The sequence below is a fragment of the Faecalibacterium sp. An77 genome (assembly GCF_002161315.1).
Lineage (GTDB): Bacteria > Bacillota > Clostridia > Oscillospirales > Ruminococcaceae > Faecalibacterium.
Map to the genome: position 1 here is coordinate 40,397 of NZ_NFHK01000013.1, position 11,797 is coordinate 52,193.

The following is an 11,797-nucleotide window of genomic DNA, read 5'->3' on the forward strand; positions in this document are numbered from 1 at the left end:
AGAGGATTCGAATGATCAAAGAACGCATCCCCATCTCCGGCGATCTCAAAAGCAAGGTCAGGCAGCTGATGGAGTACGCCGGATGGCAGGAAGGGCGAAAAGTGGACATCTCCATTGCGGAGAAGTATTACGCCGATCATGGCGTCCCGATGATGAAGACCACCCAGCGGTTTTACCGCAAGTATTTCGGCCTGTGCTGTGAGTGGTACTTGGAGCAGAAAAAACTGAACTGGGCGGCTGACTTCCAATTCGCTCTGTTTCCTTACCTGGTCAATGGGATCAAAAACCATTTGGAAGAGGCCTATTTTCGGGATATGTCCGGCTGTGAACTGGCAGAGATCGAACAGGCTGCCGGTGAAAAATGCCAGCCTATCGGTCATATCGGCTACTACTACCCGGCGGAGGTTTGGATCTCCGAGTACGGGAAACTGTATGCGAAATATGAGTATCAGGATGAGATCGAGTGCTTTCCGGATGTGTTTGCCCTGATCGAACGGGATCTGCGGCAGTGCAAATTTGATTCCGCTGCCATGAAAACGGTTGAAGCACTGGATGGAAAACTATGAAACAGGACTTTACTATTTGGCGCAATCAAATATTGCAGAATCCGCGGGACATTTCCCCGCTGAAATTCGGAATATCGCAGGATGAGGTCATAGAAATCTTCGGGAATCCCGATGCCGTTTCCACCATGAGAAGCGACGGGAAACCTCTAATCCTCAAATATCATGACATTGAACTGCATTTCGATCGAAAGGCCCCTCATGGGCTCTACTTAGTTTATAGCGACGACGAAATCGAGCTGAGTATAACAGATCATCACGAAGAACTGCTGCAACCGATCACCAGCACAGAGCCGGTGGACAATGAGTTTTTTCTTCAAGATGGAGCCGTTTATTTCTCTGGCCTATATGAAAACGGCTTGCTGAAGGGTGTTTCGCCCAAAGACTTCTGCTGCTGGCATTACTGGGGCAAATCCTCTACGGCCTGCTTTCTCGGCGGGATTCGCCTGCGTGGAGCAGACCCGGCATCGTTTCGGGTGCTAAACTATGCCTACGCGATGGATAAAACAGCCGTCTACACCACCAGCGGGAGAATCCAAGATGCAGAGCTGGCAGTCTTCCAGGTATTAGACAATGGCCAGAACGATTCGGGTGCGCCACAGGGATATGCAAAGGACAGCCGGCAGGTCTACTTCCACAACGGAGACGGCAAGGTGAAGATCATCAAGGGCGCGGCAGTTTCCTCTTTCCGCTCGTTGGGCGATACCTATTTTGCCAGGGATGAGAAACGAATCTATGCTTACGGTAAGCAGCTCCCCAAGGCAGATCTCCCCTCATGGGAATTGCTCAGTCATTGGTATTCCCGCGATACCAGGCGGGTGTACTACCTCAATCGGGAGATTAAGGGGGCGGATCGGGACAGTTTTACGGTATGTACCCCGCCAGGCGCACCTCCGCTTGCCGATCATCTGGCCCGTGACAAGGAACATTTTTACCAAAACGATGAGATGATTGAAGAACCGCTGTGGCTGGAAAGGCTGCAAGCAATACAGGAAAAATGAAAGGAGCTATCCCCATGAAAGCATTTGACCCCAATTACAAACTGCTGGACGAGATGTATCAGGACGATTACTACCCTACTTTTCTGGTGGACAAGGTAAAGGCCCAGCTCCAAAAAGTCATCGACCTGCTGGAGACCGGCGAAACCGACACCGAAGTGGTGCAGGAAAAGCTGGACGAAGCAGTCTGCGGCATCAATGACCTCCAGGATGAATTTTACGAGAACGACAGCGAGATTGAAACGGTGGCCCGGGACTGCATTGGCGTCACTGTAGACTACATTCTGAAGTGGTTTGGCATTCCCATTGATATGGAGGAGGCCATTCGGGAAAGGGACTGGTGAAAACGATGTCCATTGAAAACATGTTTGGCGACCTGGATAAGATCGACATTCTGGCAGAAACCAAAACAGGAGAAGTGGTCATGGTTTTGGTCTGCAATGGCTTTATTGACGGCTCCCCGGAAACGCAGAAGGCCCTGCTGGACAAGATGGAGGGCTATCTGAACCACACCCAGAGCGAGGAATTTCAAAGGGAATATGGGGGCTGGTCCGTGATTTTACGCGTGCCCCTTGGCCGGGAGCCGGATGAGCGCATCCTGGCCCTGCTCAGCAAGTGCCCCGCATGGGCAGAGGACTATGGCGTAAAGCTGGAAATTAAAATTGGAGGAAAACCGGTTCGCATCGTAGAGAGCTGACCGATCCTCAAACCGAAACAACAGGAGGAAACGAGTATGCCGACAACCGAATGGCTGAACAAATATGAATCCATCAAGGAGAAACTGGCCTGCAAGACAGACCTGAACGCCTATTTTACAGAAAACGTGATTGGGACCATGGGCGTGGATGTGTTGGACATTGGGGCAGTTCACTTCCCTACCGGAACCATCTTCGCCTGCGACCCGATGGTGGAGCCGGAAGACGCATCGCCCTTTATCCAGACGCTCCCTGTCGGGACTTATCCGGTAAAGATCTGCGTGGTGCCAAGTAAAAAATACGGCGACCGCTACGCCTGCGCCAAGGTGGAGGTCAGCAGAGAAAAGTCTGTCCGCTATGAGCTGGGCATGACCGGCAAAGAGAATCTGGACGAGGAACTGGACGAGGGTGATTATTTTGGCTTTGGCGTAGATACCGGGATGGGCTGTATTGCGGACATCCAGACCCAGGCGGCCCTCAAGATATACTGGGACAAACGTCTGGAGGAAGACCCGGACATCGACTTCTACAACGACCTGTTCTGCGATCTTCTGGAGGAAAACGCCAAAGCCCACCCCAAATATCAATTGAGTTACGGCGACTGGCTCAACTGGATGGTGCCGGACACGGACTGTAACCTGCCCATCTTTGCCTCTGGCTGGGGCGACGGCTACTATCCGGTCTACTTCGGCTATGATGCAGCGGGCGAAGTCTGCGCCGTATATGTGTGGTTCATCGACATTGAAACCAACTACCGGGAACAGGCGTAAGGCGGATTTGCAGTGCAGTGAGGTAAAGGTATGAAGGCCAAATTAAGCGTGATGAAAAACTGGCAGTTTGATGAATTTGAACTGACGGGAACTTCCTTCAAATACAGCCCGACTGGATGCAAAGGTATGGTAGCCCGCAGCGAGGATGAAATTGTGTTTTGGACCTATCATCTCGCGCAAAAGTGCAGCGGCGTTTTGTGGGTCAAAGGCGAGGTTTCCAGGTGGATTCTCAGCCCGGAGCCGAAAGAGCCGCAAGATGTTTGGGAAGTTCCTGTCTTGCTCTCATGCGACAGAGGCATACTGTTGGTTTGCCCAGCCAGTAAATCCCTTTGGTGGATGCCGCAGATGGATGGAGAGTGGATTCCGATCCCCATGGATAACTGGTGTGCCCAGGGTATTCCCAAGCCGGTGGCAGTCACCGGAAGCCATAGCGTTTTCCCTATTGTGTGCCGAGTGGACAACTACGCTGATGCGACCAACAGCTTTACCACCCTGACGGTAGACTTTGAAGCCATGACTGCACACTGGGCAGAAATCGGCTCTTGTGTATACAGCAAAGCAGGAACCCGACAGACCCATTTGGCGGCGGTAGAACGAGCTGGCGGCAATTTTGCCAAGGCAGACTTTCATTACAACTATCCTATGATTGGCTCCATACTGGAACAGGATGGACAGTTTTATGCCTTTTTGGAAAGCAGCACTATCAATCCGGCGGGTCTTTCCCTCATGGGCTACTATTGGTATCTGGAACTGGAGGAAAACGGACTATTCAAAAAGAAACTATGGGGCAAAGATAATTTAAGCCGCCTGCCCGGAAAACACGGGATGCGCGGAAAATTCTCCGGTGACAGGACTTGCCTGATCCTATCTCCCATTTTTAAGAATGATGACTGGAAGGGTAAACAAAAGGTGCTGCGTCTTTCGGATTTGGCGCTGATCGACCTCGCCATGCCCCGTGGATACGCTTCCTTCCATGTGCTGGATGTATGGGGAAACCGGGCATTTCTCAGTGATGAGAAAGACAAGCTGGTTCTTTGCGAGATGACCTGGGAGCAATAGGAGGTACAATACGATGGAATGGCCGAAACGAGCGCGGACCGCGGATTGGGAAAACGGTGTCCTGACCTTAGACGGAGAAAAGCAGTTTGAAGTTCCGGAGCTGACCGCAGAGATCATGGAGCAGCTGGCCTGTTACACCCTGGTGGGCTTCCATGTGAAAGGCTATCCGGTGACGGATGACCTGCTCTCCCCTTTTGCCGGACACAAAAACATGACCAACTTCGGCGTGGAGGATGGCGCGCTCACTGACGCCTGTTTTCCCGTTTTTTCCGCCATGCCCAAGCTGCGCTATCTGCTGCTGGACGGCAATGCCGCCATCCATGGCAGGGGCCTGGCCGCCCTGCAAGGCTGCAAGCTGGACCTTCTGACACTCAACCGCACCGAGCTGGATGATGCCGGGCTGCTCCAGGCCGCCGCTATCCCCAAGCTCTCCCATATCCAGATCGACGATACCACCATCACATACGAGGGCCTGCTGGCCATTGCAGGCAACCACTATATCACCCCGGTGGCCCATGTGCAGTTTACCAAGGAGCAAATGGAACGCTTTTCTCAGCTCCAGCGGGAGAAAGCCAAAAAGCCCGTCCAGCTGGATGAGAAGGCAGCGGCGGAATGCCGCAGGGTGCTGTCCGCTTTCTTTGCCGAGATGACGCAGTGGGAGCAGTACATGGAGCAGGCCGGGTTTGAAGATGCCGAGGCTGTGCCCCGCCTGCTGGCGATCTGGGAGAAGTATGTGAGCGAAAAGCCCCGTCCGGGCTACCGGCCTCTGGGCCTCTCATACAGTGCCCAGGGTACCTACGACGGAGAAGAATTCCTTGATGCGGAGCAGATCACCAGGAATAAGCTCTACATCTACACCAGGGAGAAAAACACCGGCTTTGACCGCCGCTTTCTCATGAAGCGCGTGGGCGAGGGCTGGATGATCGACGGGGTGCAGGAGCGGCTGGACGGCTGGCAGCGGACAGGATTGTAAGGGAGGTATTATTGATGATACATAGGTTTACGGAAGTATTAAACGATCTTGTCAATTATTTTCTCCTTGGTGATATTTTGTTGCTGGAGGACTGGAAGCAGGCAAATAACCTTTCAGACGATTTGGCGATGGAGTTTACGACAAACGAAAGCGGCGACAGAGTGTTTGCCGAAGGAATTGTAATCCCAATGACCGGTATTGAAAACTATCCCTATACCATATTGTTCAATCTATCTGGTGATAGACCAGAGCTGTGCAAAGAAGGAAACCGATTGCAACTTAGAAAAAGTGGTTATTCCCTCAAAGTAGATCATAATACGCTGATGCTTTTCACATGGCCGATATTGGAACAATTTACGCCTGAAAAGGTGAACGATCTGATTTCTTATTATAGAGTGTACAAGAAACCGATGATTGAACTCGCAAATGGGTGGTATGATATCGAGATTTTGGGTGGAGAAACCTTGCAGGACGGGGACTATGAACCTACATTTGAGTTTGTGATACAACCAGTTACAAGCAAAAAAGCCACCATAAATGCAGATATGAATTTTAGCTTTGAAATTACAAGCTCTGCTTATTAGAGAAATCTATCCCTACCGAAGATGAAAAGGGAGCCGTGACGGGGATTCTATCTGGAAAAGAACGGATGAGAGGAGCGTGGCGCCATGAAAGCCAGCGCCGGAGAGGTCTATACAGTCTATAACCAATATCTGAAACGCTACACCGCCTGCCAGGTGGCCTATATTGCGCCGCCGGATACGGTGAGCAAGGAGCCCTGGGCGGTGGTCCTCTCCTTGGACTGGACAGGTGACGCCCCTCTGACTGCGAAGGAACTGCCCCACCTCCGCCCGCTCTACAAGGACTTCATGTACTGGTCCCGTGACCTCCACCTGCTGCGGGTGCCGTTGGAGGTCCCGCCCCAGTATAAACTGGTGGGCACACTTCCGCCCTTCACCGACCAGCCCTGCCGCTCCTACGGCGGTTGGAGTGACGGCTATGATGTGTATCTCCAGATCCGGTGGCAGGCTATCCCGGAGGAACGGCGGCGGGCCTTCAAGGAGGCCATGGACAGTGACGAACAAACGGAGATCGGCTGCATCCCGCTGAAGGTCAGCAGCCATCGGGTGACGGACCAGTACGCACCATTCGATTCGGCCCTGGAGCTAAAGGCGCTGCCTTGCCTCTCCACCCTTATCTGTGAGCGGTGGCACCCGGATCTGCTGGAGTTTTTGCGGGAAAACCCCTTTATTGATGAAGTGACTTTGCTAAACCACGGTCAGAGGACACTGGATCTGCGGGGCACCAGCATCCGAAAGCTGATGCTGGATATGACCGGGCTGGAGGAGCTGTGGCTGGGTGAGGGAACGGAGCAGCTCCTGTTCCAGAACAAGGGGCCGGACGCCTGTGCAATCCATGCCCCCGAAGATGGCAGCGGTTTGACCCTCCAATTTATCGGGGAATACCGCCCGCACACGGAACTGCCGAACCTACGGGGGCTGCATGGCATCGAGCTGAAGGACTTTGATCTGACCGGGCTGGCTGCTGTCCATCCCCACCTGAAGGAACTGCGGCTGTGGGGTGCCCCCGGAAATCTGGAGCACTTCTGCTCTGTGCGGGAATTCCAGGAACTGACGCATTTCTCCACCTTCGACCTGTTCAGCTTCGGCGCGGACGACATCCCCACCCCGGAGCAAATGCCGGAGCTTCGCTGGTTCTGGATGACCAGCCTGCCGGAGACGGCAGCAAAAGCGGCAAAGCAGCTCTGGAAAAGGAAGCCGGGCATGGACCTGCGGATCACCAAGCCCCGGAAACCGGAGTGGCTGGCGCAAAACCTGGACAATCCCTTCCGAGGCTGGGACGGCGCAGAGCATATCCCCGCCTCCGCTGCGAAAAAGGCAGCCAACCAATATCGCAAGACCCGTTCCCAGCTGATGAAGCTGGCCGCGGAACCGGGCGAGGACGCCCAGGCCAAGGCTCTGGACGCGGTGGCAGCCTACACTCAGACCTTCAACAAGATGGGCTTCATCGAAACCGAGGAGCGGGATGAGATTTATATGGCCCTGCGGAGTATTCTGGATGCCCTGCCGGGCGACACGTTCCAGGAAGACGCCCTGATTGATAAATTTGATGAGCTTCGTGATTTTTGATGCATCCATAAAATGTGAGTTCTGCTATTAGGAGGTACAGAAAATGAAACACCTTAAAATTCTTGTTCCAGCGATATCTCTGTCGGCTCTCCTCTTTTTGGGGGCCTGTAACAGCAAAACCACTTCCTCCCCTGCTTCGAAACTTTACAGTCAGGGCCTTGCACTGGTATCTGAAATGAACGAAGCAATCCAAAGCGAAGCCTGGGTTTCCCTCTTTACAGGCGATACCGCTGTGAGAGAAATTTTGTCAAACGCTGGCCAGGGGGACTTCTCCCAGCCCAAAGCCGTCTATGAAATCCAGTTTTCCGACCAGGCCGTTACCAGCCTTACCGGCCAGACCGATCTGTCCGGCTTTTCTGAATCTTTGCAGAAGCGCATCTATGCCGCCATCCAGAGTGCCGCAGCCAACCAGATCAATGCCATGGACGGTGCAGAAACCTTGGCCGCTGCCAGCATCTGCACCGTTTCGGACACCTTCGTCTGCGATGGCCTGAATGAAAACACCCTCTACCTCTACACCTATGAAAATGCTGCCCCAGTCATGGTTTCCTTTGTGGTTGGACAAGACGATGCCGTATTGGCCACCGGTGTTCCGATTCTCTCTGACAGCTTCTCCCCTGACTCCCTCGAAAACGTCCAACTGTTCTTGGAAGACTTTGGGGCACAGGTCTGCGAAATCACCATTCCAGACTAAAATGCACATTGTCTGGAACTTTATAGGACTTTAAAAATGATACAATGTTCTCAGAAAAAGAGACAATTGCGGTAAGAGGTATGGGTATGGAACAGAAAGTTCTCTACAATGGTCAAGTCCTTACATTGACCCGATTTTGGGCAACAGGAGACCCTTGCCTGTGGATCACTGATCCACAGCAAACTGAGATGGCCAAGATGGAGTTTGTGGGAGGCCACCCGGACGAATACTGCATTTTCCTGAAAAACCTGACCAAAGCAGAGTTGGCACAAATCACATCTCTGGACGGTGTTCCACTGAATGTGAAAGAAGAACTGCAATAATAGTCAACAGGAAAGGACAAACCCTATGGCACTACAAGATAAGAAAATCATGCCTCCCCCCTGGCTGGCCCACCGGGAGATCGAGCGATACTCCATTGGCTGGCGCATGGGCTATGGGGAAGATTACATAGACCGATTTGGCGATTGGCTGGACACCCTCTCCCCGGAGGAGCGGACGGAATATCGCACCCTCTTTCCTGAACCGGTGACCTGGAAGGGCTGGTGGGATGACGAGGACAGCAGTGAGGTGCTGGAGCATGGTGACTTCTTGGTGGATGCGTGGCAGCCGGGGGGCCGGCCCAAGTACACCCGCCAGTGGCTTCAGCAGGAGTTTGCCGCTGGGAGAACACGAGAGTTGTGCCTGTTCTGGGGGCATCAGCCTTCTGAAGACGGCCAGCTGACAAAAAGCTGCCTCAGCCAGTGGTGGATGGAGGACTTCTATACGACGGCTGACTCCTACCTCTGCATGGAGCAGTATATGATGGCAAGCAAAGCCCAGCTGTTTGGCGACGAGGAAATCCGTAAGGAAATCCTGGCGTGTAGCGATCCCAAGCAGATCAAGGCCCTGGGCCGTAGGGTACGGGGCTTTGACCAGAAGGTGTGGGACAAGTTCAAGTACGCCATTGTGCTGTTTGGCAACTGGCACAAATTCAGCCAGAACCGCGAACTGCGGGAGTTTCTCCTTTCCACCGGAGATAGTGTGCTGGTGGAGGCCAGCCCCTACGATGCCATCTGGGGCATCCGCCTCGCGGCCAGTTCGCCGGAGGCCCAGGACCCCATGAAGTGGCGTGGACAAAACCTGCTGGGCTTTGCGCTGATGGAGGTGCGGGACGAGCTGCGCCGGGTGACAGAAAACGAAATGCTTTGCGATTGGAGCAGTGTATGGGAAACATGAAACTCTACGAACTGGTCAACTTTTACCACATCGACACCGACTTGACCTGTGCCGAAGCTATGTTCCGAGCCTGCAACGAATACTATGGCCTGCATTTATCCGAGGAAACCCGCAAGATGTTCTCGGTAATGGGCATCGGGATGCAGACGGAAGTGTCCTGCTGCGGGGCTTTTACGGTGGCGGTAGGAATCATCGGCCTAAAGACTGCCAAGGAAGGCCACACCGACGTGGACAATATGGAGGGATACCAGCTTATCTCAGAGCTGACCCTGTTTATGTTGAACCAATATGAAACTCTCCAGTGTGCCGGGCTGCAATGTCTGGAAATACCAGGCTACAAACGCCCCTGCCACGCCATTGTCCAGGAACTGGCCAAAAAGCTGGAGGAACTGCTGGCTGGCCGCAGGCTCTTCCGCCCGGCAAACGGAGGCCAACTGGGCTCCTGATATGCCGGAAAGAGAGGGATTGCATGAAAGACTTTTGCCAATACGGAAATAGACGGGATGACCAATGGGAGATGCTGCCCTGGATACCTGATCCGCGCCCGCCCTTCAAAATCTGGGTGAAGCCGGAGCAGATCGCGCCATTCTTTCTTATTCCCCACCACCCCTATGCGATCTCCCTTCTTCTAAAAATCAGCGACGGATTCAGGATGGAGGAATTCCGCCGACTGGGACTGACCGGCAGCAGCGAAGACTGGGAGCGGCTGGTTCGGGGCGTGATCCGGGAGTTCGAGGAAAACAATAGCGGTGAGGATCTGTTTCACTTCGACTCCGACGAAGATGTGTTCTGCGTGTACTCCCAATACATCGATGATTTGATGCTACTGTCCAAAATGATCCGGGCGGCCTGTGACAATGAAAAAACGATGGGGACTTATCTGGGTATAGGTGAGGTGGAACATGAGAAATAAAGATCAGGAGTTTGCATGGCGAAAAGTAATAGAAGCCTGCATGGAGGATGTAAAACACCACTTCGATGACATCCAGCAGGCCATTGAGTTTGGCTACTACATCCAGCCGGACAACTACTTTGTGTCCTACATCTTTGCCACAGACTCGCAATTAGAGACGGCGCAGCAGAGCGGCCTGACAGAACAGATCAATTCCTATCACAGAAAGCAGCTGATAAATCGTCATTACCCCATTGAGGGAATCAAGGACTGCACCTTTGCCTCACAGGAGGAATGTGACCGGGAATTTGGCGGGAATTGGTATTACTATTTCAAATGATACGATGAGGGCATCGATATGATTGAGTACATCAAGCTCTTTTGGGAGGGCGCACCAGCGGGTGAACCATCAGTCATCCTCTATGAAGTGGATACCGAAAAGGAGCGGCTGGCCCATCGCTCCATTGATATCTTTGCCGACGGCCACACCCGCAACATCCCCGACCTTTACGACGGTGCCATCGAGATCACGCCAATCCCCACCGTGAAGGAATTGAACGCCCATGTCTGGGGCGAGGAATTCCACGCCTGCATCATAGAGCAGGCGGAATTTGAGGCCATCTGGGAAAGCCGATTTTATAGCGGAGCGTTTTGAAAAGCGAGGAATGACAATGGTTGAGATCAATCGTGTCTGGCTCAATGTGGATACAGACACCCACAAAATCACACTATTCAGCCGTCCCCGTGTATCCATCCGTGTGGATGAGTACATTTGGAGTTTGATCGAAGAACATATTGTGAAGCCCCATAAGCTCATGCGTAGCGAAAAGCACAAGTATCTGCTGAAAATTGCCTTTGGCCGATTTGATTCGGTGCGGCACCGGTATTATCCGCTTTCCCCGTACAACGGGACGCTTCGGGAAGGCGTCAAGCCGGACAGCTCAAACGGATGGTATCCCCGTGAGGACTTTGCAGGCTCTGAGGAACGCACCACCTGGTTCTCCCCCGATAAAATCTGGACAAACTACGGCAACAAGGTTCTGGACGTGAATGTTGATGCCGCCAATGTGAGCGAGAGCATCACCCCCAGAGAATACGCAGACTTGCTGTTCGATGGGATTGGAGCAGCATTGGTGTTTAACTTTAAAAGGCTCAAGCGCGAGGAGTTTGATGGTCTGAAATCCAAGATCGACTGGAGCATGGTAGAAAGATGCCCCTTCCCTGCATCCTTTGAGGAGCAGCAGTACATTGGGGACGAGGGCAAAATTCATGTGTATTCCTGGGATGGCCGGCAGGAAACGAACCTTGTAGGCCCTTATTCTGTGCGGGATTTATATCTGGAGCATTTCGGAAAATAGTTGGGAGGAATCTGATGAAACAGACAGATATTTATACTGAGGCTCTGATCTGTCTGCGCTCAATCCTTCAGGCAGACCATCCGGAATTCAAGAACTGGATCGACTGGTTGGAGCGGGACATTCAGGACTGGAATCAGCGGCGGGAGGTTGCCCATCATCTTCGGGCATACGGTGGTATGGGCTCATTCAATGATCTGCCCAGTATGCGCGGAAATCACGACTACATTTTTGACTTTCTAAAGTCTGTGTGCTATGCCTTCGGCCATCTTTATGGCAAACGGGAAGGCATTTCGCCAGAGGCATTGATGGCGGAGTGCCTCCACGATGTAGAGCAGGCAGCCTATCACTCCCATAAGGCACTGAACCAAGCCATTGCCCAACACTTGATGCAGGGCGATCTACAGGAGAATCTGGATAGGCTGTAGGA

18 protein-coding genes are annotated in these 11,797 nt (G+C 52.9%); all 18 read left to right on the forward strand.

Features of this window, described 5'->3' with window-relative positions:
* Positions 1 to 11: 11 nt before the first annotated feature.
* Complete coding sequence (locus B5G28_RS06455; protein ID WP_087247043.1) at positions 12 to 566, forward strand: SUKH-3 domain-containing protein; 555 nt, start codon at positions 12 to 14, stop codon at positions 564 to 566.
* Positions 563 to 1,564, forward strand: a complete 1,002-nt coding sequence (locus B5G28_RS06460; RefSeq protein WP_087247045.1) for a DKNYY domain-containing protein — start codon at positions 563 to 565, stop codon at positions 1,562 to 1,564. Before B5G28_RS06455 ends, B5G28_RS06460 begins: the two co-directional genes overlap by 4 nt.
* A 14-nt stretch (positions 1,565 to 1,578) precedes the next feature.
* Positions 1,579 to 1,905: a DUF5713 family protein gene (locus B5G28_RS06465; RefSeq protein ID WP_087247047.1), complete on the forward strand. Its 327-nt coding sequence runs from the start codon at positions 1,579 to 1,581 to the stop codon at positions 1,903 to 1,905.
* Between the two features lie 5 nt (positions 1,906 to 1,910).
* Positions 1,911 to 2,258 (forward strand): hypothetical protein, encoded by a 348-nt coding sequence (locus tag B5G28_RS06470; protein WP_087247049.1) that lies wholly within the window; start codon positions 1,911 to 1,913, stop codon positions 2,256 to 2,258.
* A 3-nt stretch (positions 2,259 to 2,261) separates the two neighbouring features.
* Positions 2,262 to 3,026, forward strand: a complete 765-nt coding sequence (locus B5G28_RS06475) for a DUF4241 domain-containing protein (RefSeq protein WP_242967499.1) — start codon at positions 2,262 to 2,264, stop codon at positions 3,024 to 3,026.
* A 30-nt stretch (positions 3,027 to 3,056) separates the two neighbouring features.
* Positions 3,057 to 4,085, forward strand: coding sequence for a hypothetical protein (locus B5G28_RS06480; protein WP_087247053.1), 1,029 nt, complete (start codon positions 3,057 to 3,059; stop codon positions 4,083 to 4,085).
* A 13-nt stretch (positions 4,086 to 4,098) separates the two neighbouring features.
* Positions 4,099 to 5,058, forward strand: a complete 960-nt coding sequence (locus B5G28_RS06485) for an NTF2 fold immunity protein (protein WP_087247055.1) — start codon at positions 4,099 to 4,101, stop codon at positions 5,056 to 5,058.
* Positions 5,059 to 5,072: 14 nt separating this feature from the next.
* Entirely contained in the window at positions 5,073 to 5,642 is a 570-nt protein-coding gene (locus tag B5G28_RS06490) for a hypothetical protein (protein WP_087247057.1), read from the forward strand.
* Between the two features lie 84 nt (positions 5,643 to 5,726).
* Positions 5,727 to 7,208, forward strand: a complete 1,482-nt coding sequence (locus B5G28_RS06495) for a hypothetical protein (protein ID WP_087247059.1) — start codon at positions 5,727 to 5,729, stop codon at positions 7,206 to 7,208.
* 43 nt (positions 7,209 to 7,251) lie between these two features.
* Complete coding sequence (locus B5G28_RS06500) at positions 7,252 to 7,902, forward strand: hypothetical protein (protein WP_144265492.1); 651 nt, start codon at positions 7,252 to 7,254, stop codon at positions 7,900 to 7,902.
* An 86-nt stretch (positions 7,903 to 7,988) separates the two neighbouring features.
* Complete coding sequence (locus B5G28_RS06505) at positions 7,989 to 8,225, forward strand: hypothetical protein (RefSeq protein WP_204228822.1); 237 nt, start codon at positions 7,989 to 7,991, stop codon at positions 8,223 to 8,225.
* A gap of 25 nt (positions 8,226 to 8,250) precedes the next feature.
* Entirely contained in the window at positions 8,251 to 9,120 is an 870-nt protein-coding gene (locus B5G28_RS06510) for an NADAR family protein (protein ID WP_087247065.1), read from the forward strand.
* The gene (locus B5G28_RS06515) at positions 9,108 to 9,566 is read left to right on the forward strand and encodes a C-GCAxxG-C-C family protein (protein WP_242967491.1); all 459 of its coding nucleotides are present in this window, start codon (positions 9,108 to 9,110) and stop codon (positions 9,564 to 9,566) included. Before B5G28_RS06510 ends, B5G28_RS06515 begins: the two co-directional genes overlap by 13 nt.
* 23 nt (positions 9,567 to 9,589) lie before the next feature.
* Positions 9,590 to 10,033 carry an Imm51 family immunity protein gene (locus B5G28_RS06520; protein WP_087247067.1) on the forward strand — a complete coding sequence of 148 codons (444 nt, stop codon included), beginning with the start codon at positions 9,590 to 9,592 and terminating at the stop codon, positions 10,031 to 10,033.
* The gene (locus tag B5G28_RS06525) at positions 10,023 to 10,352 is read left to right on the forward strand and encodes a hypothetical protein (RefSeq protein ID WP_087247069.1); all 330 of its coding nucleotides are present in this window, start codon (positions 10,023 to 10,025) and stop codon (positions 10,350 to 10,352) included. The genes B5G28_RS06520 and B5G28_RS06525 overlap by 11 nt, the downstream gene beginning before the upstream one ends.
* An 18-nt stretch (positions 10,353 to 10,370) precedes the next feature.
* A complete protein-coding gene (locus tag B5G28_RS06530; RefSeq protein WP_087247071.1) occupies positions 10,371 to 10,667 on the forward strand; it encodes a hypothetical protein in 297 nt (98 codons plus the stop codon).
* A 16-nt stretch (positions 10,668 to 10,683) separates the two neighbouring features.
* Complete coding sequence (locus B5G28_RS06535; RefSeq protein WP_242967494.1) at positions 10,684 to 11,370, forward strand: hypothetical protein; 687 nt, start codon at positions 10,684 to 10,686, stop codon at positions 11,368 to 11,370.
* Between the two features lie 14 nt (positions 11,371 to 11,384).
* Complete coding sequence (locus B5G28_RS06540; RefSeq protein ID WP_087247075.1) at positions 11,385 to 11,795, forward strand: hypothetical protein; 411 nt, start codon at positions 11,385 to 11,387, stop codon at positions 11,793 to 11,795.
* Positions 11,796 to 11,797 lie beyond the last annotated feature (2 nt).